This window comes from Pseudocitrobacter cyperus (genome assembly GCF_039889165.1).
GTDB classification, from domain to species: domain Bacteria; phylum Pseudomonadota; class Gammaproteobacteria; order Enterobacterales; family Enterobacteriaceae; genus Pseudocitrobacter; species Pseudocitrobacter cyperus.
Map to the genome: position 1 here is coordinate 182,332 of NZ_JAYMYY010000001.1, position 24,566 is coordinate 206,897.

At 52.6% G+C, this 24,566-nt stretch carries 30 protein-coding genes; 16 read left to right on the forward strand and 14 right to left on the reverse strand.

Features of this window, described 5'->3' with window-relative positions:
• Positions 1-76: 76 nt before the first annotated feature.
• The 5 genes from VSR74_RS00895 to pth form a co-directional block, all read right to left on the reverse strand.
• Entirely contained in the window at positions 77-310 is a 234-nt protein-coding gene (locus tag VSR74_RS00895) for a DNA translocase FtsK (protein ID WP_347792952.1), read from the reverse strand.
• Between the two features lie 47 nt (positions 311-357).
• Positions 358-738, reverse strand: a complete 381-nt coding sequence (locus tag VSR74_RS00900) for a hypothetical protein (protein ID WP_347792953.1) — start codon at positions 736-738, stop codon at positions 358-360.
• A 75-nt stretch (positions 739-813) separates the two neighbouring features.
• The gene (locus VSR74_RS00905) at positions 814-984 is read right to left on the reverse strand and encodes a hypothetical protein (protein ID WP_347792954.1); all 171 of its coding nucleotides are present in this window, start codon (positions 982-984) and stop codon (positions 814-816) included.
• A 311-nt stretch (positions 985-1,295) separates the two neighbouring features.
• The gene (gene ychF / locus VSR74_RS00910; protein ID WP_347792955.1) at positions 1,296-2,387 is read right to left on the reverse strand and encodes a redox-regulated ATPase YchF; all 1,092 of its coding nucleotides are present in this window, start codon (positions 2,385-2,387) and stop codon (positions 1,296-1,298) included.
• 115 nt (positions 2,388-2,502) lie between these two features.
• Complete coding sequence (gene pth / locus VSR74_RS00915) at positions 2,503-3,087, reverse strand: aminoacyl-tRNA hydrolase (protein ID WP_347792956.1); 585 nt, start codon at positions 3,085-3,087, stop codon at positions 2,503-2,505.
• 272 nt (positions 3,088-3,359) lie between these two features.
• On the opposite strand from pth, the gene ychH reads away from it, so the two are divergent.
• Positions 3,360-3,635, forward strand: coding sequence for a stress-induced protein YchH (gene ychH / locus VSR74_RS00920; RefSeq protein ID WP_108475377.1), 276 nt, complete (start codon positions 3,360-3,362; stop codon positions 3,633-3,635).
• Between the two features lie 39 nt (positions 3,636-3,674).
• On the opposite strand, the gene dauA is transcribed toward ychH, so the two are convergent.
• The 4 genes from dauA to lolB form a co-directional block, all read right to left on the reverse strand.
• Positions 3,675-5,357 carry a C4-dicarboxylic acid transporter DauA gene (gene dauA / locus VSR74_RS00925; RefSeq protein WP_347792957.1) on the reverse strand — a complete coding sequence of 561 codons (1,683 nt, stop codon included), beginning with the start codon at positions 5,355-5,357 and terminating at the stop codon, positions 3,675-3,677.
• A 124-nt stretch (positions 5,358-5,481) separates the two neighbouring features.
• The gene (gene prs / locus VSR74_RS00930; protein WP_003856663.1) at positions 5,482-6,429 is read right to left on the reverse strand and encodes a ribose-phosphate diphosphokinase; all 948 of its coding nucleotides are present in this window, start codon (positions 6,427-6,429) and stop codon (positions 5,482-5,484) included.
• Positions 6,430-6,578: 149 nt separating this feature from the next.
• Positions 6,579-7,430 carry a 4-(cytidine 5'-diphospho)-2-C-methyl-D-erythritol kinase gene (gene ispE, locus VSR74_RS00935; protein WP_347792958.1) on the reverse strand — a complete coding sequence of 284 codons (852 nt, stop codon included), beginning with the start codon at positions 7,428-7,430 and terminating at the stop codon, positions 6,579-6,581.
• A complete protein-coding gene (gene lolB / locus VSR74_RS00940; protein ID WP_347792959.1) occupies positions 7,427-8,047 on the reverse strand; it encodes a lipoprotein insertase outer membrane protein LolB in 621 nt (206 codons plus the stop codon). The genes ispE and lolB overlap by 4 nt, the downstream gene beginning before the upstream one ends.
• 233 nt (positions 8,048-8,280) lie before the next feature.
• Between lolB and hemA the strand changes: the two genes are divergently transcribed.
• The 6 genes from hemA to kdsA all read left to right on the forward strand — a co-directional run bounded on the left by hemA (position 8,281) and on the right by kdsA (position 13,665).
• Positions 8,281-9,537 (forward strand): glutamyl-tRNA reductase, encoded by a 1,257-nt coding sequence (gene hemA, locus VSR74_RS00945; RefSeq protein ID WP_347792960.1) that lies wholly within the window; start codon positions 8,281-8,283, stop codon positions 9,535-9,537.
• Between the two features lie 35 nt (positions 9,538-9,572).
• Positions 9,573-10,655, forward strand: a complete 1,083-nt coding sequence (prfA, locus tag VSR74_RS00950; protein ID WP_347792961.1) for a peptide chain release factor 1 — start codon at positions 9,573-9,575, stop codon at positions 10,653-10,655.
• Positions 10,655-11,494, forward strand: coding sequence for a peptide chain release factor N(5)-glutamine methyltransferase (prmC, locus tag VSR74_RS00955; protein ID WP_347792962.1), 840 nt, complete (start codon positions 10,655-10,657; stop codon positions 11,492-11,494). Before prfA ends, prmC begins: the two co-directional genes overlap by 1 nt.
• A complete protein-coding gene (locus VSR74_RS00960) occupies positions 11,494-11,886 on the forward strand; it encodes a SirB2 family protein (RefSeq protein ID WP_347792963.1) in 393 nt (130 codons plus the stop codon). Before prmC ends, VSR74_RS00960 begins: the two co-directional genes overlap by 1 nt.
• 3 nt (positions 11,887-11,889) lie before the next feature.
• Positions 11,890-12,699, forward strand: a complete 810-nt coding sequence (gene sirB1 / locus VSR74_RS00965) for an invasion regulator SirB1 (protein ID WP_347792964.1) — start codon at positions 11,890-11,892, stop codon at positions 12,697-12,699.
• A gap of 111 nt (positions 12,700-12,810) precedes the next feature.
• The gene (gene kdsA / locus VSR74_RS00970) at positions 12,811-13,665 is read left to right on the forward strand and encodes a 3-deoxy-8-phosphooctulonate synthase (RefSeq protein ID WP_015964131.1); all 855 of its coding nucleotides are present in this window, start codon (positions 12,811-12,813) and stop codon (positions 13,663-13,665) included.
• A gap of 152 nt (positions 13,666-13,817) precedes the next feature.
• On the opposite strand, the gene VSR74_RS00975 is transcribed toward kdsA, so the two are convergent.
• A complete protein-coding gene (locus VSR74_RS00975) occupies positions 13,818-13,925 on the reverse strand; it encodes a type I toxin-antitoxin system toxin Ldr family protein (RefSeq protein ID WP_347792965.1) in 108 nt (35 codons plus the stop codon).
• A 439-nt stretch (positions 13,926-14,364) separates the two neighbouring features.
• Here VSR74_RS00975 and VSR74_RS00980 point away from each other — a divergent pair, with 439 nt between their 5' ends.
• The 3 genes from VSR74_RS00980 to VSR74_RS00990 are packed head-to-tail and all read left to right on the forward strand — an operon-like array spanning position 14,365 to position 16,198.
• A complete protein-coding gene (locus tag VSR74_RS00980) occupies positions 14,365-14,844 on the forward strand; it encodes an Imm57 family immunity protein (protein WP_347792966.1) in 480 nt (159 codons plus the stop codon).
• A gap of 5 nt (positions 14,845-14,849) precedes the next feature.
• Positions 14,850-15,470 (forward strand): hypothetical protein, encoded by a 621-nt coding sequence (locus VSR74_RS00985; RefSeq protein WP_347792967.1) that lies wholly within the window; start codon positions 14,850-14,852, stop codon positions 15,468-15,470.
• A gap of 11 nt (positions 15,471-15,481) precedes the next feature.
• Positions 15,482-16,198: a hypothetical protein gene (locus VSR74_RS00990; protein WP_347792968.1), complete on the forward strand. Its 717-nt coding sequence runs from the start codon at positions 15,482-15,484 to the stop codon at positions 16,196-16,198.
• 103 nt (positions 16,199-16,301) lie between these two features.
• Here the strand turns inward: VSR74_RS00990 and VSR74_RS00995 are convergent, their stop codons facing one another.
• Positions 16,302-16,409, reverse strand: a complete 108-nt coding sequence (locus VSR74_RS00995) for a type I toxin-antitoxin system toxin Ldr family protein (protein WP_041686436.1) — start codon at positions 16,407-16,409, stop codon at positions 16,302-16,304.
• A 321-nt stretch (positions 16,410-16,730) separates the two neighbouring features.
• Positions 16,731-17,831: a sodium-potassium/proton antiporter ChaA gene (gene chaA / locus VSR74_RS01000; protein ID WP_347792969.1), complete on the reverse strand. Its 1,101-nt coding sequence runs from the start codon at positions 17,829-17,831 to the stop codon at positions 16,731-16,733.
• 287 nt (positions 17,832-18,118) lie between these two features.
• Between chaA and chaB the strand changes: the two genes are divergently transcribed.
• Both chaB and VSR74_RS01010 read left to right on the forward strand, forming a co-directional pair.
• Positions 18,119-18,349, forward strand: coding sequence for a putative cation transport regulator ChaB (chaB, locus tag VSR74_RS01005; protein WP_347792970.1), 231 nt, complete (start codon positions 18,119-18,121; stop codon positions 18,347-18,349).
• 216 nt (positions 18,350-18,565) lie between these two features.
• Positions 18,566-19,246: a gamma-glutamylcyclotransferase gene (locus VSR74_RS01010; RefSeq protein ID WP_347792971.1), complete on the forward strand. Its 681-nt coding sequence runs from the start codon at positions 18,566-18,568 to the stop codon at positions 19,244-19,246.
• Between the two features lie 33 nt (positions 19,247-19,279).
• Here VSR74_RS01010 and VSR74_RS01015 read toward each other — a convergent pair whose 3' ends face one another.
• Together VSR74_RS01015 and VSR74_RS01020 are read right to left on the reverse strand one after the other, a co-directional pair.
• Positions 19,280-19,513, reverse strand: a complete 234-nt coding sequence (locus VSR74_RS01015) for a DUF1883 domain-containing protein (protein ID WP_347792972.1) — start codon at positions 19,511-19,513, stop codon at positions 19,280-19,282.
• 264 nt (positions 19,514-19,777) lie between these two features.
• Complete coding sequence (locus VSR74_RS01020; RefSeq protein ID WP_347792973.1) at positions 19,778-20,131, reverse strand: DsrE/DsrF/TusD sulfur relay family protein; 354 nt, start codon at positions 20,129-20,131, stop codon at positions 19,778-19,780.
• A gap of 66 nt (positions 20,132-20,197) precedes the next feature.
• Here VSR74_RS01020 and nasR point away from each other — a divergent pair, with 66 nt between their 5' ends.
• From nasR to VSR74_RS01040, 4 genes are all read left to right on the forward strand, one after another.
• Positions 20,198-21,394 (forward strand): nitrate regulatory protein NasR, encoded by a 1,197-nt coding sequence (nasR, locus tag VSR74_RS01025; RefSeq protein WP_347792974.1) that lies wholly within the window; start codon positions 20,198-20,200, stop codon positions 21,392-21,394.
• Between the two features lie 223 nt (positions 21,395-21,617).
• The gene (locus VSR74_RS01030) at positions 21,618-22,874 is read left to right on the forward strand and encodes a CmpA/NrtA family ABC transporter substrate-binding protein (protein WP_347792975.1); all 1,257 of its coding nucleotides are present in this window, start codon (positions 21,618-21,620) and stop codon (positions 22,872-22,874) included.
• Position 22,875: 1 nt separating this feature from the next.
• A complete protein-coding gene (ntrB, locus tag VSR74_RS01035; RefSeq protein WP_347792976.1) occupies positions 22,876-23,757 on the forward strand; it encodes a nitrate ABC transporter permease in 882 nt (293 codons plus the stop codon).
• Between the two features lie 10 nt (positions 23,758-23,767).
• Positions 23,768-24,556 carry an ABC transporter ATP-binding protein gene (locus VSR74_RS01040; protein ID WP_347794331.1) on the forward strand — a complete coding sequence of 263 codons (789 nt, stop codon included), beginning with the start codon at positions 23,768-23,770 and terminating at the stop codon, positions 24,554-24,556.
• The last annotated feature ends 10 nt before the right edge of the window (positions 24,557-24,566 follow it).

Sequence of the window (24,566 nt, forward strand, 5' to 3'; positions counted from 1 at the left end):
ATATAATATAATATAATATAATATAATATAATATAATATAATGTTGGGAGATGACTCTCCCAACACTACCTCTGAGTTATGTAAAGTGTTCCTCAATAATGGAAATTTTTGTATTAATTTCAGCTTCCAGCATTTCGTGGATTCCTGAAGCACGATTATAACCAATATGAAACTGCCTCTGTATTTTGGAAATGGATATCTCTGCTAGAGTGACCCTCGTTAGTTGTTTTTGTATTACCCATTCTCTGACGGCGGTTATCAGCGGTTCTTGTTGCTCATGTTTTTTCATCACTCGATTAACTTTATTCATAATTGCTCTTATGATTTATTTTTCCTGAGCTTAAGCAGTCGAGAAAATCACAACCCGTAAACGTTAATATAAAACTGGTTATCACCATCATCTGTTTTCTGTATCTGATAGGTAATTGGGATACTTCTTGTTTCTCTAGCTGCACTATGTGTAAGTTCTAAATCAGCCGCGCATTGATGAATGTCTAGTTGTGGGTCATGTCGGGTTGTTCTGGTATTTATTACTGAAAATTGAACTTCGCTAAATTTAGTGCCGACAGGGAGTCCGAGTCTTACCAAAGCATTATATAAATTTTTTCGTCCGTAATTCTCATGAGCAATGTTAATGACCAGCTCACGAGCGTCGTCACTATTACACTTCGGTGTGCTGGCATCGCAGCCTGCTAATATGAATAGTGTCAGGAATGATAAAGCAGGGAATACTTTCATGATTACAAAACCCTATTAACTTATTGAATGAAATCCTTCTTTAATAAAGTATGTGTACTAAATGATATAATTTAATTAGCCAGACAAATCATCATTTGTCGGTGAAGGTGTTGACAATTGACTAATCTGCAATGCTGATGCTTTATTTTGTATATCCTCTAATCTCTCCACTCGGCGGGTAAGTTGAATAACCTGCCAGACACATACAGCCAACGCACCAATTGCTATACCGGTTAATAGGCTCATGGCATTCCTCCTTTTTTAATAAAATGTTTAATTAATGCGGATGTTCTTAATAATTTTCCCTGATGTCAGCGGTCGCCGCTTTTTCACATAAAAGTATGCAACGTTGAAAGCGGATTTTTTATGGTTTCCTTGTCCCAATGAAGGCCAGTCTCTGACAGCTTCAATCTACTGTTCTGTAAATGGTGTGCTTACATTGTTACACGATGAATTAAGACATCGTGAAATGAAAAATCCACGCAATTGCGTGGATTTTATAGGGTTTTACCGTCGTTATGAGATTCAGTGAAACCTCATGAGTCAACAGATTTTATTTAGACGTTGAACAAGAAGTTCATCACATCGCCATCTTTAACGATGTAATCTTTCCCTTCAGCACGCATTTTACCGGCTTCTTTCGCGCCTTGTTCGCCTTTGTAGGTGATGAAATCTTCAAATGCGATGGTTTGTGCGCGGATAAACCCTTTTTCGAAGTCAGTGTGGATTTTACCGGCTGCCTGCGGTGCGGTTGCGCCAACTGGAATTGTCCATGCACGAACTTCTTTTACGCCAGCGGTGAAGTAGGTTTGCAGGTTGAGCAGGGCGTAACCTGCGCGGATCACGCGATTCAGCCCCGGTTCTTCAAGACCCAGTTCCTGCATGAACTCATCACGCTCTTCATCGTCGAGTTCGGCGATATCGGATTCAACGGCGGCACAAACCGGAACGACCACAGAACCTTCAGCAGCAGCGATTTCACGCACTTTGTCGAGGTATGGGTTGTTCTCGAAACCGTCTTCATTAACGTTGGCGATGTACATGGTTGGCTTCAGCGTCAGGAAGCTCAGGTAGCGGATGGCGGCTTTGTCTTCGTCAGTCAGATCCAGCGCGCGCAGCATGCCAGCGTTTTCCAGATGCGGCAGGCATTTTTCCAGCGCAGCCAGTTCAGCTTTAGCGTCTTTGTCACCACCTTTTGCTTTCTTCTGTACGCGGTGGATTGCGCGCTCGCAGGTGTCGAGGTCAGAGAGCGCCAGCTCAGTGTTGATGACGTCGATATCTTCTGCCGGGTCAACTTTGCCGGAGACGTGAATGATATTGTCGTTTTCGAAGCAGCGCACTACGTGGCCGATGGCTTCGGTCTCGCGGATGTTGGTCAGGAACTGGTTACCCAGGCCTTCACCTTTGGAAGCCCCTTTTACCAGCCCCGCGATGTCAACAAATTCCATTGTGGTCGGGAGGATGCGCTGGGGTTTGACGATTTCAGCCAGTTGGTCCAGACGCGGGTCGGGCATGGGTACAACACCGGTGTTCGGCTCAATGGTACAGAACGGGAAGTTCGCCGCTTCAATACCAGCTTTCGTGAGCGCATTGAACAGGGTGGATTTGCCAACGTTAGGCAAACCGACGATACCGCATTTAAATCCCATGTTTAAATCACCTTAATATCTTGATAATCAACCTGTTATAGATAACAGGTATCAGAAAAGTAAATAACTCTGCCTATTATACACGGCATACGGCAAAAATGCCGCTGTTCAACGGTTATTGCGCCTTAAAGGCATGCAAACGGTTGGTGGCTTTTGTTAAACCATCCTTTAGCCAGATTTCAGTACAGCGCGCCGCTTCGTCCACCGCTTCGTCGATAAGCTTCTGTTCGGAGGTTGGCGGTTTGCCAAGCACAAACCCGACAACTTTGTTTTTATCGCCCGGATGGCCGATTCCGATGCGTAAGCGATGAAAATTGGGGTTATTGCCCAGTTTACTGATGATATCTTTCAGGCCATTGTGGCCACCGTGGCCACCGCCGAGCTTGAATTTTGCAACGCCTGGCGGCAGGTCGAGTTCATCGTGCGCCACCAGAATTTCATCCGGATTAATACGATAGAAGGTAGCCAGTGCTGCCACAGCTTTGCCGCTCAGGTTCATAAAGGTCGTCGGCACCAGCAGGCGAACATCTTCTCCCGCCAGATTAATGCGCGAGGTGTAACCAAAAAATTTACTCTCTTCTTTCAGCGGCGCGCGCGCGCGTTCCGCCAGCAAATCGACATACCAGGCACCCGCGTTATGGCGCGTCGCAGCATACTCTGCGCCGGGGTTAGCCAGGCCGACAATCAGTTTAATCGTCACGTTATTATTCCTGCACAGGTCGTATTTCTGGCGCGTAGTTTACGTGGTGATGGCGCACTTGACAAAAATAAGCGTCCAAAGGGGCATAAACCAAATAGTTCATCACTGTTACCATTCGGAATTGATGTATTTCAGTAACTTAAATGTAAAGTTATGTTGCGTTAATGTTCGTAATTGCGATCGCCATCGCACAAATTGCCAAAAGTGGTGTCTATACTTTACACACAAGGAGAAGGGATATTCCCTTACGCCCAAAAGCTCGGAGGTGACATATGAAACGTAAAAACGCTTCGTTACTCGGTAATGTGCTCATGGGTCTGGGCCTGGTCGTAATGGTCGGCGGTGTTGGCTATTCTATTTTAAACCAGTTGCCACAGTTCAATTTGCCGCAGTTTTTTGCGCACGGTGCAGTATTAAGCATCTTTATTGGCGCAATTCTCTGGCTTGCCGGGGCGCGTGTCGGCGGACACGAACAGGTCTGTGACCGATACTGGTGGGTACGTCACTATGATAAACGTTGCCGCCGCGATAAACGCACCAGTCACTAATACCCAATGAAAAATGGCTCCTGAACAGGAGCCATTTTGTTATTTGAGATCCGCCAGTGCGGCTTCTTTATTCGGGAAGAAAGCCAGACGTCCTGGAATCGGTTTAATGCCGGCGCGCGCCATTGTGCGCAGCGGCTGAAACTCCATATTTGATACCCTCAGTTCGCACCCTTCCGGTAATTTGCGCACAAAGCGTTGAAATGCATCCAGCCCTCCGGCATCCAGTACCGGCACGGCGTCCCACTTCAGCACCACCACCCGTTTTCCTGCAACACGAGACTCAAGGTCGGTAAACAGATTTTCGGCAGCGGCAAAGAACAGCGGGCCAATCACGCGCAGTACCAGCACATCATCAGGCACCACAACGTTGACCGGTGACAGACGGGTCATTTGTGCAATGCGTCGCATGAAGAGCAGCGAGGCCAGCACAATTCCGACGCTGATGGCGATAACCATGTCGAACAGCACGGTCAGCGACATACAGATAAGCATCACGATGATGTCATCTTTAGGCGCCCGGCGTAGCAGGTTCACCACCTTATGCGCTTCGCTCATATTCCAGGCCACCATCAGCAGCAGAGCGGCCATCGCCGACAGCGGAAGCCAGGAGAGCAGCGGGGCGAGGATCAGCAGCGCCATGATAACCAGAATAGCGTGGATAACCGCAGACACCGGCGAGGTGGCTCCGGCGCGGACGTTGGCGGCAGATCGTGCAATCGCGGCGGTAGCGGTGATGCCGCCAAAGAACGGTGCGGCGATATTCCCCAGCCCCTGACCGATCAGTTCGCTGTTGGCTTTGTGTTTTGTTCCTGTCATGCCGTCCAGCACCACGGCGCAAAGCAGCGATTCAATCGCGCCGAGCATCGCCATCGAAAAAGCAGCAGGCAACAGAGCCTGCAATGAGGCCCAGCTCAGGGTGAAGTTCGAGCCTGGCATATCCCAGGGGAGTACCAGTTGTGGCAGCAGTTGCGGGATGCCGTTACCTTGCGAACCGTCCGCCAGTACATAGTGGAACTGCGAGCCGATGGTAGCAACGTGCCCGCCCAGCATGTTCACCATAAACATGACGACACAACCCGCAATGAGGGCAGGCAGGTGACCCGGCAGGCGAATGCCGAGGCGAGGCCAGAGAATAAGCGTGCCGAGCGTGACGATACCAATCGCAGCATCGCCCAAATTGATGGTCGGTAGCGCCATGACCAGCGCCCCGACTTTTTGCAGATAGTGTTCCGGCACGTGCGTCAGTTGCAGGCCGAGGAAATCTTTGATCTGCATCGTCCCGATGGTGATACCAATACCGGAGGTAAAACCCAGCGTGACGGAGAGCGGAATGTATTCAATTAAACGGCCAAAACGCGCAAGGCCAAAAAGAATTAAAAATACCCCGGACATCAGGGTCGCGACCAGCAACCCGGCAAGCCCGAATTGCTGTGAAACAGGGTAGAGGATCACCACAAAGGCGGCGGTTGGCCCGGAGACGCTAAATCGCGAGCCGCCAGTCAGAGCAATGACAATCCCTGCCACTGCTGACGTGTAGAGGCCATACTGGGGTGCCACACCGCTGCCAATCGCCAGCGCCATTGCCAGTGGGATAGCGATAATACCGACGGTTATGCCGGCGATGACGTCGCGAGTAAAGCGGGATACGGTATATTTCTCTTTCCAGCACGCGTCGATGAGAGCGCGGAAAGGCATCACCTGTGAGGAAAATATTTTATTCACAATAATGTTTCATCCGTGAGCGCATCATCTGTCATGTGAATGGCAGGTGAAGGAGGCATAAATAATACAAATGGTTACTATAGACAAAAAAACCCGCCGTAGCGGGTTTTTTAACCAGATTCGATTAATGCTCGAACATGGCAGAAATGGATTCTTCATTGCTGATACGACGAATCGCTTCGGCCAACATCCCGGACAGGGTCAGTGTACGAACGTTAGGCAGTGCTTTGATTTCATCCGATAACGGGATGGTATCGCAGACGACCACTTCGTCGATAACCGAGTTGCGCAGGTTGTTTACCGCATTGCCGGAGAAGATCGGGTGAGTTGCGTATGCGAATACGCGTTTTGCACCACGTTCTTTCAGGGCTTCTGCTGCTTTGCACAGTGTGCCACCGGTGTCGATCATGTCGTCAACCAGAACGCAGTCACGGCCAGCAACGTCACCGATGATATGCATCACCTGAGAAACGTTCGCACGCGGGCGGCGTTTGTCGATGATAGCCATGTCGGTATCGTTGAGCAGTTTAGCGATGGCGCGAGCACGAACAACGCCGCCGATATCCGGGGAAACCACAATTGGGTTGTCCAGATTCAGTTGCAGCATATCTTCGAGCAGGATTGGGCTACCGAATACGTTATCTACCGGTACGTCGAAGAAGCCCTGAATCTGTTCAGCATGCAGGTCAACGGTCAGTACGCGGTCAACGCCGACGCTGGACAGGAAGTCAGCGACAACTTTTGCCGTGATGGGTACACGCGCGGAACGCACGCGGCGATCCTGACGGGCATAGCCAAAGTAAGGGATAACGGCTGTGATACGGCCTGCGGAAGCACGACGCAGAGCATCAACCATAACAACCAATTCCATCAGGTTGTCGTTGGTGGGAGCACAAGTGGACTGGATGATGAAAATATCACCACCGCGTACATTTTCGTTAATTTGTACGCTGACTTCACCATCGCTAAAACGACCGACAGCGGCGTCGCCAAGAGAAGTGTACAGGCGGTTGGCAATACGTTGTGCTAGTTCCGGGGTGGCGTTACCAGCAAAAAGCTTCATATCAGGCACGAGAAGAACCTCAGGCATGCGTCCATTGGTGGAAAGAATCAGCCAAAAACTGTGCGGGCCAGGCTATATTCTTCCCAGGCGGTGTATTAAAGAGCGCGATGCAACGTCTGGAACAGGGTGACGTTGTCACCGAAACTCAGCTTGCCCGGCTAAAGCATGGATTGATGGAGTGGAGAAAGGTTGACACCCTTAGCCACAAAGCCATTAAACCATTCCGGGGCTTGCTCCAGCACCTGACGAGCAGCGAGTTCTGTGTCAAATTCAGCAAAAACACAGGCCCCTGTGCCAGTCAGGCGCGACGGCGCGTATTCTAACAGCCAGGAAAGCACATCATCAACCTCGCGAAAACGTTTTCTTGCGATAACCTCGCAATCATTGCCAAATTCACATTTTAATAACGTCTCTATTGACCTTTTTGGCGTATTCCGGGGCAACTCCGGGTCTTTGAAAATGACCGGCGTCGGGATGCTGACGCCTGGATGCACCACCAGATACCACTTTTCCGCGACGTCGATAGGGGTGAGCTTCTCACCGACGCCTTCAGCGAAGGCCGCGCGCCCGCGCACGAAGACGGGAACGTCTGCGCCGAGCGTTAAGCCGATGGACGCCAGTTCGTCTTCCGACAAACCGCACTGCCAAAGATGATTCAGAGCGACTAACACCGTCGCGGCGTTGGACGAGCCACCACCAAGGCCTCCGCCCATTGGCAGACGTTTTTCGATACTGATATCGGCGCCGCTGCCTTCTGGCAGGCGATGCGTAGCAGCGGTTGTTTTCATCAGCAGGCGTGCCGCGCGAACGATCAGATTCTCTTCGTCGGGTACGCCCTCAACCGGCGTCAGCAGCCGTAACTGACCGTCCTGACGCGGTTCAATGGTTAACGTATCGCCGTAATCGAGAAACTGAAACAGTGTTTGCAGCTCGTGGTAACCGTCTGCACGTTGTCCGGTAATGTACAAAAACAGATTCAGTTTCGCCGGGGAGGGCCAACGCGTCATCATTTGACTATCCAGTTATCCATTTTCAGTTTGATACGCTGAGACCCTTCGGTCAGTTCCATATTGGCAGGTAGCGCCGGTTTTTGGTCGTTGTAGCCGCCGTAGACCACTTTCCATGTTTTACCGTTCTGCGTGTAGTTCACTTCACGGAGTCGGTATTGATCGTCGAGTTTATAATCGGTCGCATCGCCCGGCAGGCCTAAAATCCACTGGCGCAGGCTATTAAGTGGAATCGGCATGCCGGTGAGCTTGCCAATCATCTCTTCGCCGTCAACATCGGTGTAGGTTTTGCCCTGATTGTCGACGAGTTGCGCGGATCCTGGCTGCGCGGTTAGCGACAATTCTGTGCTGCCCAACGGGTTAGTTAACAGCAGACGGTAGCGATCCTGACCGGTTTGTTGCCAGAAAAAGCGAGCATAAACTTTTTGCTCATCAGAGAGATAGGCGAATGCGCCGCGGGTTTGATACTGGTTCAGCTTGCGAATTTCCTGCTGATGTTCACGCCACTGTGGCGAGTCCGGGCTTTTCCCCGGCCCTTGCGGCGGCGTGGTGACACAGGCGGTGAGAACGAGGCTTGCCAACGGCAGCAGACGAATCAGGCGAAAGTCAGACAGGGTCATGATTATGACAATCCTTGCGATAGGTAGCAGTTATAGCTCTTAATGCTAGCGTCGTGACAAAGCAGCGTCTACGCTCAAGTTGTCTTAAATCATTAAATTATCATGGCTATCAGTTTGGACAGAGGATGAGCGGCGTCAGTACCCCAAAAGGGGAGCGTCCCTTTTATTGATCTCGCGCATCCTGTATGATGCGCTCAGACTAACCTTATCAACGCTGGTACTACTCCCGCAACATGACCCTTTTAGCACTTGGCATCAACCACAAAACAGCCCCGGTAGCGCTGCGAGAACGCGTTTCGTTTTCGCCGGAGTCGCTTGACCAGGCGCTGCAGAGCTTGCTGGCTCAGCCAATGGTGCAGGGGGGCGTGGTGTTGTCGACCTGTAACCGCACCGAGCTATACCTGAGTGTGGAAGAACAGGACAATCTTCACGACGCCATCGTGCGCTGGTTATGTGACTACCATCAGTTGAACGAAACCGAGCTGCGTGAAAGCCTGTACTGGCATCAGGATAACGATGCTGTCAGTCACCTTATGCGCGTGGCCAGCGGCCTCGATTCACTGGTGCTGGGCGAGCCGCAAATTCTCGGGCAGGTTAAGAAAGCCTTCGCGGATTCCGCGCAGGGGCATCTGCATGCCAGCGAACTTGAGCGCATGTTCCAGAAATCGTTCTCGGTCGCCAAACGTGTGCGCACCGAAACCGATATCGGTGCCAGCGCGGTGTCTGTGGCGTTTGCGGCCTGTACGCTGGCGCGACAAATTTTTGAATCACTTTCTACCGTTACCGTGCTGCTGGTCGGCGCAGGCGAAACCATTGAACTCGTGGCGCGCCATCTGCGTGAACATCACGTCAAGAAAATGCTGATTGCTAACCGTACCCGCGAACGTGCGCAGGTGCTGGCGCAAGAGGTGGGTGCGGAAGTGATTGCTTTAAGCGATGTGGATGAGCGCCTGAAAGAGGCGGATATCATCATCAGTTCTACCGCCAGCCCGTTGCCGATTATCGGTAAGGGGATGGTTGAACGGGCGCTGAAAGCACGTCGTAACCAGCCGATGCTGCTGGTGGATATCGCCGTACCGCGTGACGTCGAGCCTGAAGTGGGCAAACTGGCGAACGCCTATCTCTACAGCGTGGATGATCTGCAAAACATCATCCAGCACAACCTCGCCCAGCGTAAAGCCGCTGCGGTGCAGGCTGAAACCATCGTCGAGCAGGAAACCAGCGAATTTATGGCCTGGCTGCGCGCCCAGAGCGCCAGCGATGTCATTCGCGACTACCGTTCTCAGGCCGAAATGGCGCGTGAAGAACTCACCGCCAAAGCGCTTGCCGCGCTGGAACAGGGCGGAGACGCCCAGGCTATTTTACAAGACCTGTCGCGTAAGCTGACTAACCGCCTGATCCACGCTCCAACCAAATCTCTTCAGCAGGCCGCCCGTGACGGGGATGACGAACGCCTGCATATTCTGCGCAACAGCCTCGGGCTGGAGTAGCACAACTCTATTTATTACAAGGTGCATTTACGCCAATGAAGCCTTCTATTGTTGCCAAACTGGAAGCTCTGTATGAGCGCCATGAAGAAGTGCAGGCGCTGCTGGGCGATGCGCAGACTATCGCCGACCAGGAGCGCTTCCGGGCACTCTCACGCGAGTATGCGCAGCTAAGCGACGTTGCCCGTTGTTACACTGACTGGCGTCAGGTTCAGGACGACATCGAAACGGCCCAGATGATGCTGGACGATCCTGAAATGCGCGAAATGGCGCAGGAAGAACTGCAGGAAGCCAAAGCCCGTGGCGAAGATCTGGAGCAACGTCTTCAGGTGCTGCTGCTGCCGCGCGATCCGGATGATGAGCGTAACGCTTATCTTGAAGTGCGAGCTGGCACCGGCGGCGACGAAGCGGCGCTGTTTGCGGGCGATCTCTTCCGGATGTACAGCCGTTATGCCGAAGCGCGCCGCTGGCGTGTGGAAATCATGAGCGCCAACGAAGGTGAACATGGTGGGTTTAAAGAAGTGATCGCGAAAATCAGCGGCGAGGGTGTTTATGGCCGCCTGAAATTTGAGTCTGGCGGTCATCGCGTACAGCGTGTTCCGGCGACAGAATCACAGGGGCGTATCCACACGTCAGCCTGCACCGTCGCCGTGATGCCAGAACTGCCGGAAGCTGAATTACCTGATATCAACCCATCAGAGCTGCGCATCGATACTTTCCGCTCTTCCGGGGCGGGCGGTCAGCACGTTAACACCACCGACTCCGCGATACGTATTACTCACCTGCCAACCGGTATTGTGGTGGAGTGCCAGGACGAACGCTCGCAGCACAAAAACAAAGCCAAAGCGCTCTCTGCTCTCGGCTCGCGCATTCGTGCTGCTGAAATCGCTAAACGTCAGCAGGCGGAAGCGTCAACACGCCGTAACCTGCTCGGCAGCGGGGATCGCAGTGACCGTAACCGCACCTATAACTTCCCGCAAGGGCGCGTGACCGACCACCGTATCAACCTGACGCTCTATCGTCTGGATGAAGTGATGGAAGGGAAGCTGGATATGCTCATTGAGCCAATTGTCCAGGAATACCAGGCAGACCAACTGGCGGCGTTGTCCGAACAGGAATGATGACCTATCAACAATGGCTGAAGCAGGCAGTGACACGGCTGCGGGGGAGTGAAAGCCCGCGCCGTGATGCGGAGATCCTGCTCGGGCATATTACCGGTAGAACGCGCACGTTTATTCTGGCGTTTGATGAAACCGTGTTAACGCAGGATGAGCTTGCGCCGCTGGATGGTCTATTGGCTCGCCGCGAGCGCGGTGAGCCGGTGGCTCATCTGGTGGGGATGCGCGAATTTTGGTCGTTGCCGCTGGCCGTTTCTCCCGTCACCTTGATTCCCCGACCGGACACCGAATGTCTGGTAGAACAGGCGTTAGGACGTTTGCCTGAACAACCCTGCGATATCCTTGATTTAGGCACCGGCACCGGTGCTATCGCGCTTGCGATCGCCAGCGAAAGACCGGATTGCCGTGTTACCGCCGTCGATTTTATCGCGGATGCCGTGGCTCTGGCGCAGCAGAATGCGCAAACGCTGGGCATTTCCAATGTCAATATTCTACAGAGCAACTGGTTTAGTGCACTGGCCGGGCTACAGTTCGCAATGATCGTCAGTAATCCTCCCTATATTGATGGGCAGGATCCGCATCTGCATCAGGGCGATGTCCGTTTTGAGCCGAAAAGCGCGCTGGTCGCTGATGATGGCGGGCTTGCCGACCTTGCGCATATTATTCATGAGGGGCGCAACGCTCTGCTTCCTAATGGTTTAATGTTGCTGGAACACGGCTGGACGCAAGGGGAAGCGGTACGCCGTCTCTTTACCGACGCGGGATACCTTCAGGCGCAAACCTGCAAAGATTATGGCAATAATGACCGCCTGACGCTCGCCGTATGGCCGGGGGCGGCGTAATGAGCCTGTTCAGCGTTATTCTACCGATACACATTATCAGTGCGATCGCCTCGGTCTCGTTGTTTGCATTTCGCTACTGGTGGACGTGGAATAATGATTCACGTCTGAAATTACGTTGGGTGCGTGTATTACCGCACACAATTGATAGCGTGCTGCTGCTTAGCGGTATCTCACTAATGGTGATGGCGCATGTTTATCCCTTTTCCCCACAAGCTACGTGGCTGACGGAGAAACTGTTTGGCGTTATCATCTACATCGTTTTGGGTTTTGTTGCGCTCGGACGTCATTGTCCGCGCAGTCAGCAGCGAGGCTTTATTGCCTTTCTACTGGGGCTGGTGGTGTTGTGCATCATCGTTAAACTCGCCATCACTAAAGTTCCGTTGTTGGGGTAAGGTATGAAGTCATTGGCTGATTTTGAATTTAATAAAGCACCGTTGTGCGAAGGTATGGTGCTGGTGTCAGAGTTGATCCGTGATGATTTCCCGACACAGCGCGTGAATGAGCAACTGGAGTGCCTGCTGGCGCTGGCGCAGGAGGAGATCAGCCCCTCCTGGACGTTGACCCGGCAGATGGAACGTCTGATCGAACTGTTTTATCACGAATGGCACTTTAGCGACTCAAAGGGTGTCTATCGCCTCTCTGATGCCCTGTGGCTGGATCAGGTGTTGAAAAATCGTCAGGGCAGCGCGGTTTCGCTTGGGGCGATCATGCTCTGGCTTGCCGGGCGTCTGGACATTCCCGTTGTCCCGGTGATATTCCCGACACAGCTTCTTCTGCGGGCGGATGTTGACAGCGAAGAGCTGTGGCTAATCAACCCGTTTAACGGTGATACGCTGGATGAACATACCCTTGAGGTATGGCTGAAAGGCAACATAAGCCCTATGGCGGAGCTCTTTAATGAAGATCTCGACGAAGCTGACAATGCGGAAGTGATCCGCAAACTGCTCGATACGCTGAAGTCAGCGCTGATGGAAGAACGCCAAATGGAACTGGCGCTGCGTACCAGTGAAGCATTGTTGCAGTTCAATCCGGAAGATCCTTACGAAATTCGCGACCGCGGGCTTATCTACGCCCAGCTTGAATGTGAGCATATTGCATTGAATGACCTGAGTTATTTTGTCGAACAATGTCCGGAAGATCCGATTAGCGAGATGATTCGTGCGCAGATTAATACTATCTCGCAGAAACAAATTACCCTTCACTAAAATCCGGGGATTCCGGTTATACTCGCGAACAATTACGTGACGTCATTATTGGCAGGACAGCCTGGACGCATCCCGAGATAACTGGAGTATTTACCCTAATAAGGCGATCTTATGAAACAGAAAGTGGTCAGTATTGGTGATATCAACGTAGCAAACGACCTGCCGTTCGTACTGTTTGGCGGCATGAACGTGCTGGAGTCGCGTGACCTGGCGATGCGTATCTGTGAACACTACGTTACCGTTACCCAGAAACTGGGTATCCCTTACGTATTCAAAGCATCGTTTGATAAGGCTAACCGTTCTTCTATTCACTCTTACCGTGGCCCGGGCCTGGAAGAGGGGATGAAAATTTTCCAGGAACTGAAGCAAACTTTCGGCGTAAAAATCATCACCGATGTTCACGAAGCAAGCCAGGCTCAGCCGGTTGCCGACGTGGTTGACGTTATCCAGTTGCCAGCGTTCCTTGCTCGTCAAACTGATCTGGTAGAAGCTATGGCGAAAACGGGCGCGGTCATCAACGTCAAAAAACCGCAGTTCGTAAGCCCTGGTCAGATGGGGAACATCGTCGATAAGTTCATCGAAGGCGGTAATGACAAAGTGATCCTCTGCGATCGCGGCGCGAACTTCGGTTACGACAACCTGGTCGTCGACATGCTGGGCTTTGGGGTGATGAAAAAAGCGTCCAATAACTCTCCGGTTATCTTTGACGTTACCCATGCGCTGCAGTGCCGCGACCCGTTTGGCGCAGCCTCTGGCGGTCGCCGCGCGCAGGTTGCGGAACTGGCGCGCGCGGGTATGGCGGTTGGCATTGCCGGCCTGTTTATCGAGGCGCATCCGGATCCGGATCATGCTCGCTGCGACGGCCCGTCCGCGCTGCCGCTGGATAAACTGGAACCGTTCCTGAAGCAGATGAAAGCGATCGACGACCTGGTGAAAGGCTTCGACGAGCTCGATACCAGCAAGTAATCACGCCGTAGTGCATTTTTTATCGAAGCCTTACCGTTGTGCGGTAAGGCTTTTTTGTCTCTGGCCCTAACAAAAAAGGCCGCAGGCTATTACCCCTGCGGCCCGTTTCGAGCGCATGTTGTCATCACGACAGCCAGACGCCCGCCTTCACGTTACTTCCTGTTACGCCACCAGCCGACAATCGCTGCGGTGATAATTCCCGCAAGGATTGGGGCTGCCAGGTCATGCCAGAACATCACGCTAAACTGCGCGAACGTCATATAGCCGCCTATTGTCATGACAACGTTTCGCGGCTATCCTTGAATTGTTCTGGTTCAAGATTAGCCCCCGTTATGTCGTCAGGTTTATGCCTTTCAACGTGCGGGGGTTTTCTCTTTCCAGCAACCAACGCCGCCGGGGATCAAGCCCCCGCAACATTGCGCCTCACCGGAAGACTCCGGCTTGGTGCGGATTCTACGTCTTCGGCCTTGCTTACTTCATTCTCAGAATGCGCACGATGCGAGATGCTTTCTGATGTTTCATTCTCTTTTGCATTCCTTTCGCCAAATCTTCCATACCTGCTCGCAATTCTGACGGGTACCCCTCGAATGCCAGTCAGTCATTACTTTTTTCTCACGCCATACCTTTTTGGGCTAAGGCTTTTTTTGTACATGCAGGTTCTACAGGCAGCGATACACTTTGCGTTTTCAGGGAGGGAAAATGATGAACAGGAGCGGATTTCTGGTGGCCGGTATTTTGCTGGTGTCTCTGTTTGCTCAGGCTGAAATATCGGGTCATCAACAGAGAACGCTGGAATTTGCTGAGCATGCGATTGTGCAGGGAACAGGCGCGGAGCCGGAATTAGGGCTGGATGTTATTGGTGAGGGTAATGATCCTCAATCATTACAATTTCTGACTGAGCTTGTTCGTTGGCAGCGGGGGATGGATGCCGGGCAGGGGGAATCGTATACCTGTTACCTGTTGAGTAAAGGAAACGCGATTCTTCCCTATCTTGAGCAGATGGATCCGGCGGCGTTACGACAGAAATGTTTAGCTGAGTTCAATGGCAGAAAGTATGGTTTAAAATCCAGTGATAATGTGGATTTTATCTGCCGAAGTGAAAAGAATATCCGTTTAAAAAAAACAGACATTATCGCGGGTATAGGCGAAGGCATTGTTTGTAATGATGAAGACTGGTGAGAACGATGAAATCAGTCAACGCGATCTGTTTATATCTGATGCTTCCCGAGGCTGCAATGGCTGCGTGGCCCACTATCCAGGAAGTGCATCAACGTTTTCCGCAAACCGCCGACAGCCTTCTTCTTGAGCAACCGATTTTGTTAGCAACGGGAGAAAAACGTTATGTGTTGGGATGCATGCATCTAAAACAGGCCGATGTCTATCAGGGGGGCTGGGGGGCGTTTTCTGGCATGTTTCAATGTAAATTTCGCGATTTAACCGATGATACCGATATTCTTCAGCCAACTGACCATTGGGGCAGTACTGTCACTCGTGCCCGTTTTTATGCCTCTGACGTCATTGGCGGCTGTCGCGATCATCGCTGGTACGGGCATCATCGTGAATTTCATGTTCGTGGAATGAAAGTGGTGCTGGATATTGTCGATTTTGTTCCAGGCAGTACGATTGAAACCTTTTACGATCAATATCGTTTCACGTTGAACGTCGATGTCATTAATGACACTACGGCTACATCCGCCTGGAGCGGTTTGGCCGCGGAAATATGCCGCGCGGAAACGGAAGGATTCGATAAGGACGGGCATTTCATTGATCGGGTGAGCATCATCCGCGGGGATAGTGCCTTTTAGGACAATAAAAAATGAGCAAATGGTTAATTCTGGTATGGCTGCCATTACTATTGAGCAGAGCCTTTGCGGGAACTCCGTGTGACGGCGTGGAGCGAGATTTAGGGCTGACGGCAGAGCAGAACGTGGCACTAAAGGCAAATATCGGCCCACAGGTCAATGCAACAAAAATAGATATTATCAATGTATTCAAGATGAAAGGATGGTCAGTTATCTACATTGATACGCATAACTCTGATGAAACGTATCTATTTTTCACTGGTGATATCCTGACTTCACACTACGTGATGGAATGGAGTGGGGCGGCAACGATATTTGAGGGCGCTGAACTTACTACGCAGTTCAAACAAAATGCTCCGGGTATCCCTGAACGTTTGGTCCAATGTATGGCGTGGCATATTGCAGAGCAGGGAAAATTGCCGGGTGTGTATTCAAGCCTCAAGGTTCACCCTGAAACGTTTGATATTCTGGGTGATGAAATGATGTTCACTCTTGCGGAAGGGGGAAAATACTGGGTGGTATATCAGCACGCAGAAGGCAGTGTAACGAAACCGGTTGTCTCGCCTGTAAAGATTGATAGCGCCACTGGCCATTTCACCTTCCACCTTCCAGGTGAGATGGCGTCCCTGGGCGAATTTCATGGCAGGATTACAGAAGATGATGATCTTATTGGTATTTTTGACAACGGTTATTCGGTAAAACTACCGCGTAAAGCAAGCTTTTGGCAATGATGCCACGCTAATGCATGGACACAAAAAAGGCCGCAGGCTATTACCCCTGCGGCCCGTTTCGAGCGCATGTTGTCATCACGACAGCCAGACGCCCGCTTTCACGTTACTTCCTGTTACGCCACCAGCCGACAATCGCTGCGGTGATAATTCCCGCAAGGATTGGGGCTGCCAGGTCGTGCCAGAACATCACGCTAAACTGCACGAGCGTCATATAGCCGCCTATTGTCATGACAACGTTTCGCGGCTATCCTTGAACTGTTGAGGATCAAGATTAGCCCCCGTAATGTTGTCAGGTTTACGCCTTTCAACGTGCGGGGGTTTTCTCTTTCCAGCAACCAACGCCGCCGGGGATCAAGCCCCCGCAACATTGCGCCTCACCGGATAAATCCGGCTTGATATGGATTCTACGTGTCCTTTCTTACTCGCTTCACTCTGAGAATTGCCACAATGCGGCGTGATTTCCGGCTTTTTATCACCATTTGCATCTGTTTACACCGCTTCTCACGCAGGCTCGCAATTGTGGCATTTCCCATCAGGCAAAGATTGTCATCAGATACGCTGCGAACAACGCCAGGTGTGCCGCGCCGTTGAGCACATTGGTGCGTCCGGTAGAGAACGAGATTTGACACAGTACCAGCGATGAGACCATCACAATCATCTCCGGCGCGCCAAGACCGAATACCAGATCGTTGCCGGTCATGAAGGCGATTAACGTGACCACCGGTACGGTAAGAGAAATCGTTGCCAGCACCGACCCGAAGAAGAGGTTCATCGCGCGCTGCACCTGATTGTTCAGCACCGCTTTCAGTGCACCTAACCCTTCAGGTGAAAGGATCAACAGTGCAACCAGGAAACCGGTGAAAGCGACCGGCACATTCAGGCTGGTCAGCAGTGTTTCCAGCGGGTTAGCGTTCATTTTGGTGACTGCGATAACCGCAACCAGGTGGACAATAAGCCACGAAGCATGCCAGAGATTGCTATGGGCGGACGGTTTACCGTGATGCGGGTCGTCATCGTCGCCATCGTCCTCATGCTCATAAACAAACAGACTCTGGTGTGTTTTAGTTTGGATCAGCAGAAATACGCCGTACATGGCGGCTGAAATTAGCGCCACCAGCAGTGATTGCCCAATGGTGAAGTTTGCGCCCGGCAGTGCCATTGGGAAGACGAGAACGATAATCGCCAGCGGGAAAAGGGCAATCAGGTACTGTTTAATCCCGAACAGATTCACGTACTGGGTTGCAAATTTACGTCCGCCCAGCAGCAGTGAAAAACCAACCAGACCGCCAGTGACAATCATGATGATTGAGTAGAGCGTGTCACGCATCAGGGTTGGTGCGGCATCGCCTGTCGCCATCAGGGCGGAAATCAGGCTCACTTCAAGAATAACCACCGAAAGGCTTAAGATCAGAGAACCGTAGGGTTCACCGAGACGGTGCGCCAACACATCCGCGTGACGTACAACGCTGAATGCGCTGCTGAGAATACCGACTAACGCCAGGATATTAATCCCAACGACGACTGGCAATGATTGACTACTTCCCCAGAAGAACAATATTGCCAGCGCAATAACCGGGAAAATGAGAGAAGTCTCCTTATGGCGGGTCTTTACCGCCTCTTGTTCATGCGTCATGTCCATCTCCGTTAATGCAGGTGTTTATAATTATATACTTAGTATATTTCTAATCGTTGCAGCATAAGTCGATAAATTAACAGATAGCGTCTTATATTTAACGTTCTTTTACTAAAATTTACCCTGCTATGCATCTTCTGCTTAGAGTTCCTGAAATTGACTGTTATGTATTATTTTGTGATGTTTTACATGATGTTATATCTTAGTTGTGAGTAATAATCTGAGTTTTAAATCAGGTGCTTCCGTGATGAGCCATACTTATAGTGTACTCATTAACAGGAGGCTCTATGCCGTATAAAAGCAAAAGTGATCTACCCGACAGTGTACAACACGTTCTTCCAGCCCATGCCCAGGATATCTACAAAGAAGCCTTTAACAGCGCATGGGAACAATATAAAGACAAATCCGAGCGTCGTGATGATGCCAGCCGCGAGGAGACTGCGCACCGCGTCGCCTGGGCGGCAGTTAAGCATGATTATGAGAAAGGAGATGATGATAAATGGCATAAAAAGAAATAGGCTGATCGCACGATAATCCTATAGTCCGCAAATGCGATTTAATATTCTTGATGGCTGAACCTTGATTGCATATTGCCAGATAAAGCTGGATAATTATTGAGCAATAAAAACTCATGGAAGGGCAAATGCAAATGAGAATTTGCCTGGTTCGCTATTGGCTAAAACCAGAGGTATGAATAACACGCAGGGAAGTAGAGCAGTGGCGGAGGAAGTAGAGTGATTACACGTGATTTCTTAATGAAGGCGGATTGTACAACGGCGTTTGGCGCTATTGAGGAATCGCTGCTCTGGTCGCCCGAGCAACGTGCGGCGTCGCTGGCTGCAACGATGGCCTGCAGGCCCGATGATGGCCCCGTGTGGATTTTCGGCTATGGTTCACTGATGTGGAACCCCGCACTGGAGTTTACTGACTCCTGTACCGGTACGCTGGTTGGCTGGCATCGCGCGTTCTGTTTGCGTCTGACGGCAGGGCGCGGTACAGCCTGTCAGCCGGGGCGCATGCTGGCCCTCAAAGAGGGCGGGCGTACTACAGGTATTGCCTATCAACTGCCGAACGACACGGTGGAAGAAGAACTGTCCCTGCTGTGGAAGCGTGAAATGATCACCGGTTGCTATCTGCCGACCTGGTGCAAGCTCGAACTCGATGATGGCCGTATGGTCAATGCGCTGGTCTTTATTATGGATCCTCGCCATCCGCAGTATGAAGCCGATACCAGCGTGCAGGTTATTGCACCGTTGATTGCCGCTGCCAGTGGCCCATTGGGTACCAATGCGCAGTATCTCTTCTCGCTGGATGAAGAGTTGCAGAAGTTAGGTATGCCTGATGAAGGCCTGGATGAATTGATTAAGAAAGTGCGTGGCCTGCTGGGGGTTAGCCCGCAGCCGGGGCTGGCATAAAAAACCCGAAAGCCGGGGCTTTCGGGCGCTTATTCAGGCGGCTACGTAGCTGATTGAGTGCTCCAGCGACTGGCTGTGACTGTCGATCAGCACATCCCAGGTTCCACTATACGGCACGGTTAACCAGGCGCTGTCTTTATCCTGTACGCTCAGAATATCACGGTGCTTATTTTGAGCGTTCATCAAATGAATATGGCAACGCTCCGAGCAGCGCACCACAACTGTATCCCCACCAAATAACGTCAAACTCGCTTTCACCATCGCCATCACCACTCCCCCAACACGCTGTTAATGCACTCCCTGCGACGGATATCCTGTATGTGATATTGCTCACAAATCACTCATTGATAACACCAAATAGGGAGGATGAAGATGATGATTTCGATCAACAAATTTGATAACGCTTCAACAAATGTGAGATTGTTCCTGAAACCATTCAGCCAGGCGCGCGATCGCCTCGCCACGCGCCTTAGCAGAACATTTAATGCGGATAAATTCGTCGTACAGAGTTAACCCTGCTTTTTGAGTGGATTAAAAGGTCAGAACTTTATCTGCGGCCAGCGTCCATTGCGCCAGCTCAACCAGGGTACCAATTTCCACGCCGTCAATCAGCGGTAGGGGAGTGATGCCACGGCCATCGGTGCAGGTTTTGCACAGTTTTACCGGGACATTTTGTGCTGTGAGGATCTCCAGCATCTGCTGAATATTGTAGCCTTCCGCGGGTTTCTGCCCGCGTAACCCGGCAGTGACGGCGTCAGACATCAAAAAAAGTTTCAGGTCGGGCGAGTCCTGCTGTTCTCGCAACGCGATGGCGAGACGCAGGCTATTAAACAGGGATTCACTGCCGTAGGCAGCACCGCTCGCGACAATCACAATATGTTGCATCTCTACTCCTTCAAAAAGGCACGTTTATTGCTTCTGTTAATAAAAGAGACGTTACCGGGAGGGAGCATGATGAATCGTGCTGACACAGCACCCGGCGCAATCGAATGGTTTCGTTATGCGCGCCAGGTTCAGAAAGAGCAGCTTCAACAACTGGCGCAGCAGGGCCGACTGGTAAGCCAGCTAAGCCATCTGGTGCATATGTTACAGTGCGAGCGTGGCGCATCCAACATCTGGTTGTGTTCGGAGGGGCGATTATATGAGCCGGAACGGCGGGCCAGTGCTGCGCTGGTGGATGAACAGGCGCGGGGCTTTATGCAGATGCTTAATCCTGACGCGATGTCTGCGGCGCCGGGGCTCTGCCAGCGTATAGCAAGCGCGGTATGGTCGCTGGAGCAGTTGCCTGATTTACGCCGTGCTCTCAGCGCCCACAGTGTCGATGCCAGTACCGCGACGTCCCGCTATAGCCGGGTGATCCGCCATCTGTTGAACATTATTCCCCAGCTTAATGACGCGATTGATAATCCCGCTCTTGCCGGGCGACTGGTTGCGCTTTACAGCTTTATGCAGGGGAAGGAACTGGTGGGACAGGAGCGGGCGCTGGGGGCGCTGGGCTTCACGCAGGGCAGTTTTAGCGACGATCTTCGCCAGCAACTGGTCGACAGAATCGACGGTCAGCAGCCCTGTTTCGATGGTTTTCTGACTCTTACCAGCGCGACATTAAAAACGCTCTTCTGTGAACATGGGCTGGCGGGGCTTGAGATAGAACAGCTCCGGCGGATTGCCTGCACGCGTCAACCCGCCCCCGATGCAGGAGAAGCCGCCTTACGCTGGTTTGGCCTGCAAACTCATCGACTGGAACAATTACGCAGCCTTGAAGAGGCACTCATCAGTGAACTGATGGCCGAAGTGGTGCTGCTGCTGCGTGATGATGACGCGCAAGCTCTCCAGGCTGCGACGCTTGACGATCCCGCCAGCGATAATCTGCTGTTCACCCTCGACAGGCAGTTACTGCCCCTGGTGCGTCAGCAGGCGCGTGAACTCGAGCAACTTACCGGTCAACTGGCTTCGCTCAAAGAGATGCTTGAGGAGCGCAAGGTCATTGATAAAGCGAAAAGTGTGCTGATGGCGCATCAGAATATGAATGAGGAACAGGCATGGCACTGCCTGCGCAGGATGGCGATGGATAAGAATCAGCGCATGATAGAAGTGGCGCGCGCACTGCTAACGGTCAGCGCCCTGTGGCAGGGCGCTGCAAAGACGTAGTTGCACACCAGGCGGGCAGTGATTGCCTGTTTGCAGTGCATACGATAGCGCTGCCCCGGCATTTATCACTGAATTGACTCATTTTTACGGCCTGGCATCCGAATTGCATTATCACCTGTAAATAATCGGTAGCGGGCCAACGGCGGCCCTAAACCAAAGGATAACGGCGTCCAGCAGTGCGTTTGCACTGCCGGGCGCTTTTTTTTTGCATGTGGGGGCAGCTATGAGCGACGCATTTTCACTATCACGACGGCGGTTTATCCAGGCAGGGGCAGCGCTTGGGAGCACACTGCTGTTGCCAGGACTGATGCATTCCGCCTGGGCGGCAGGCTCGGATAAACCAGAACGGGAGACGGTCAAAGTGGGTTTTATTCCGCTTACCGACTGTGCGCCGCTGGCTATTGCGTCACTGAAAGGTTTTGACAAAAAGTACGGCATTACCCTCGTACCGAGCAAAGAGGCGAGTTGGGCGGCAGTGCGTGACAAGCTGGTCAATGGTGAACTGGATGCTGCACACATCCTGTATGGGCTGCTGTATGGGCTGGAACTGGGTATCGCCAGCAAACCTCAGGCGATGGCAAACCTGATGACCCTCAACCGCAACGGGCAGGCGATTACTCTCTCCGCCGACTTACAGGAGAAGGGCGTCACCGATCTTCCGGCGTTGAAAAAGATGATTAGCCAGCGCGCGCCGGGTACTTACACCTTCGCTCATACCTTCCCGACGGGTACCCACGCCATGTGGCTCTACTACTGGCTGGCAAGTGGCGGTATCAACCCGTTTGATGACGTGCGCACCGTCGTGGTGCCGCCGCCGCAAATGGTGATGAACATGCGCATCGGCAACATGGTGGGTTTCTGCGTGGGTGAACCGTGGAATGCTCGCGCCATCAACGATCGAATCGGATTCACTGCGACCACCACGCAGGAGATCTGGCCGGAACACCCGGAAAAGGTACTGGGCACCCGGCGTGAATGGGCCGAGCAAAACCCGAATACCAGCCGGGCGCTGGTGGCGGCGCTGATAGATGCCGCCCGCTGGATTGAGGCCTCAGAGCAAAACAAACGCGAAACCGCGCACATCCTTTCTCGTCGGGGCTGGCTGAACACCAAAGAACAGTATCTCACCGGGCGCATGCTGGGGGAGTACGACAACGGTATGGGGCGTCGCTGGCAGGATGCGCATCCGATGCGTTTCTACGCAGACGGAGAGGTGACTTTCCCATGGCTCTCCGATGGCATGTGGTTCTTAACCCAGTTCCGTCGTTGGGGGCTACTGAAAACGCAGCCGGATTATCAGGCCGTCGCCCGGCGCATCAATCGTATTGATATCTGGAAAGACGCCGCGCAGGCGGTGGGAGGGATAGTCGTGCCGACCAGCCTGTTACGCACCAGCACACTGATGGATGGAACCGTGTGGAACGGCAGCGATCCGGAAGGTTATGCCCATAGTTTTGCCATTCAACGTAAAGGGGCCTGAGATGAAACAGAGACAAAACGTACAGCCAGCAGAAGTCCCGGCTACATCGGGAGAAGTGATTACCCTGCCGCCGGTGCAGGTTCGACGCCGTGCGCCAGCGTTAGGGCGGGTAATGCGGGAGCTCGCCGAGCGAACCGTCCCGGCGGTGCTGGGCCTGGGATTACTGGTACTGGCCTGGCAACTGGCAGCCATCAACAGCAAGGGGTTCCCGACGCCGCTAAGTACCCTGGATTCGGCGCTGACCCTGTTTGCCGATCCGTTCTATAACAACGGCCCGAACGACGTAGGCGTGGGCTGGAACGTGTTGGCCTCCCTGCAGCGCGTGGCGGTGGGTTTTGGCCTTGCGGCGCTGGTGGGGATCCCGCTGGGTTTCCTGATTGGCCGCTTTACCTTCTTCTCACGTATGTTCTCGCCGCTGATTGCGCTGTTGCGCCCGGTGAGCCCCCTGGCCTGGCTGCCCATCGGTCTGCTGCTGTTTCAGAAAGCAGAGCCGGCATCAAGCTGGACAATTTTTATCTGTTCCATCTGGCCGATGGTGATCAACACCGCCGAAGGGGTGCGGCGCATTCCGCAGGATTACCTCAACGTCGCGCGCGTACTTCAGCTCTCCGAGTGGACGGTGATGCGCAAAATTCTCTTCCCGGCGGTGTTGCCTGCAGTACTGACTGGTGTGCGGCTCTCTGTTGGTATCGCGTGGCTGGTGATTGTTGCCGCCGAAATGCTGACCGGCGGCCTGGGGATAGGTTTCTGGATCTGGAATGAGTGGAACAACCTCAACGTCGAAAACATTCTCATCGCCATCGTCATTATCGGTGTGGTGGGGCTGGTGCTGGAGCAGGGGCTGATGCTGATCGCCCGCCGCTTTAGCTGGCAGGATAAATAAGGAGCGCATGATGAAACCCTTAATTCAGGTTCAGGCGGTAAGCCAACGTTTTAACACCGCCAGTGGCGAGTTCCTGGCGCTGCAAAATGTCTCGTTCGATATCCATGAAGGTGAAACGGTCAGCCTGATTGGCCACTCCGGTTGCGGCAAGTCGACGCTGCTGAATCTCATCGCCGGGATCGCGCTGCCGACAGATGGCGGCCTGATTTGCGACAACCGCGAAATTGCAGGCCCGGGGCCGGAACGTGCCGTGGTGTTCCAGAACCACTCTCTGCTGCCGTGGCTGACCTGTTTTGATAACGTCGCGCTGGCGGTAAACCATGTCTTTCACCAAAGCATGAGTAAAGCCGAGCGCCACGACTGGATTGTGCACAATCTTGAACGGGTGCAGATGGGCCACGCGCTTCATAAGCGGCCAGCGGAAATTTCTGGTGGTATGAAACAACGCGTCGGCATCGCCCGTGCGCTGGCGATGAAGCCGAAAGTGCTGCTGATGGATGAACCTTTCGGGGCCCTGGACGCGTTGACCCGCGCTCATCTTCAGGATTCGGTGATGCAGATCCAGCAGGCGCTGAATACCACTATTGTGCTGATAACTCACGATGTGGATGAAGCGGTACTGCTTTCTGACCGGGTGCTGATGATGACTAATGGCCCGGCGGCCACGGTGGGCGAGATCCTCGACATCAACCTGCCACGCCCGCGTAACCGGGTACAACTGGCTGACGACAGCCGTTATCACCATCTGCGCCAGCAAATTCTTCATTTCCTCTACGAAAAACAGCCGAAAGCGGCGTAAAGGAGAGAGC

Coding starts and splice junctions, on each gene's coding strand:
- ntrB (WP_347792976.1), top strand. CDS start 22,876: ATGAAACAGAGACAAAACGTACAGCCAGCAGAAGTCCCGGCTACATCG.
- ispE (WP_347792958.1), bottom strand. CDS start 7,430: ATGATGACGCGTTGGCCCTCCCCGGCGAAACTGAATCTGTTTTTGTAC.
- prmC (WP_347792962.1), top strand. CDS start 10,655: ATGACCTATCAACAATGGCTGAAGCAGGCAGTGACACGGCTGCGGGGG.
- VSR74_RS00990 (WP_347792968.1), top strand. CDS start 15,482: ATGAGCAAATGGTTAATTCTGGTATGGCTGCCATTACTATTGAGCAGA.
- VSR74_RS00980 (WP_347792966.1), top strand. CDS start 14,365: ATGATGAACAGGAGCGGATTTCTGGTGGCCGGTATTTTGCTGGTGTCT.
- chaA (WP_347792969.1), bottom strand. CDS start 17,831: ATGACGCATGAACAAGAGGCGGTAAAGACCCGCCATAAGGAGACTTCT.
- kdsA (WP_015964131.1), top strand. CDS start 12,811: ATGAAACAGAAAGTGGTCAGTATTGGTGATATCAACGTAGCAAACGAC.
- VSR74_RS01015 (WP_347792972.1), bottom strand. CDS start 19,513: ATGGCGATGGTGAAAGCGAGTTTGACGTTATTTGGTGGGGATACAGTT.
- VSR74_RS00900 (WP_347792953.1), bottom strand. CDS start 738: ATGAAAGTATTCCCTGCTTTATCATTCCTGACACTATTCATATTAGCA.
- nasR (WP_347792974.1), top strand. CDS start 20,198: ATGATGAATCGTGCTGACACAGCACCCGGCGCAATCGAATGGTTTCGT.
- ychH (WP_108475377.1), top strand. CDS start 3,360: ATGAAACGTAAAAACGCTTCGTTACTCGGTAATGTGCTCATGGGTCTG.
- VSR74_RS00905 (WP_347792954.1), bottom strand. CDS start 984: ATGAGCCTATTAACCGGTATAGCAATTGGTGCGTTGGCTGTATGTGTC.
- ychF (WP_347792955.1), bottom strand. CDS start 2,387: ATGGGATTTAAATGCGGTATCGTCGGTTTGCCTAACGTTGGCAAATCC.
- sirB1 (WP_347792964.1), top strand. CDS start 11,890: ATGAAGTCATTGGCTGATTTTGAATTTAATAAAGCACCGTTGTGCGAA.
- VSR74_RS00960 (WP_347792963.1), top strand. CDS start 11,494: ATGAGCCTGTTCAGCGTTATTCTACCGATACACATTATCAGTGCGATC.
- VSR74_RS01020 (WP_347792973.1), bottom strand. CDS start 20,131: ATGCAACATATTGTGATTGTCGCGAGCGGTGCTGCCTACGGCAGTGAA.
- VSR74_RS01040 (WP_347794331.1), top strand. CDS start 23,768: ATGAAACCCTTAATTCAGGTTCAGGCGGTAAGCCAACGTTTTAACACC.
- prfA (WP_347792961.1), top strand. CDS start 9,573: ATGAAGCCTTCTATTGTTGCCAAACTGGAAGCTCTGTATGAGCGCCAT.
- VSR74_RS00975 (WP_347792965.1), bottom strand. CDS start 13,925: ATGACGTTCGCGCAGTTTAGCGTGATGTTCTGGCATGACCTGGCAGCC.
- VSR74_RS00895 (WP_347792952.1), bottom strand. CDS start 310: ATGAATAAAGTTAATCGAGTGATGAAAAAACATGAGCAACAAGAACCG.
- VSR74_RS00985 (WP_347792967.1), top strand. CDS start 14,850: ATGAAATCAGTCAACGCGATCTGTTTATATCTGATGCTTCCCGAGGCT.
- hemA (WP_347792960.1), top strand. CDS start 8,281: ATGACCCTTTTAGCACTTGGCATCAACCACAAAACAGCCCCGGTAGCG.
- VSR74_RS00995 (WP_041686436.1), bottom strand. CDS start 16,409: ATGACGCTCGTGCAGTTTAGCGTGATGTTCTGGCACGACCTGGCAGCC.
- chaB (WP_347792970.1), top strand. CDS start 18,119: ATGCCGTATAAAAGCAAAAGTGATCTACCCGACAGTGTACAACACGTT.
- VSR74_RS01030 (WP_347792975.1), top strand. CDS start 21,618: ATGAGCGACGCATTTTCACTATCACGACGGCGGTTTATCCAGGCAGGG.
- lolB (WP_347792959.1), bottom strand. CDS start 8,047: ATGACCCTGTCTGACTTTCGCCTGATTCGTCTGCTGCCGTTGGCAAGC.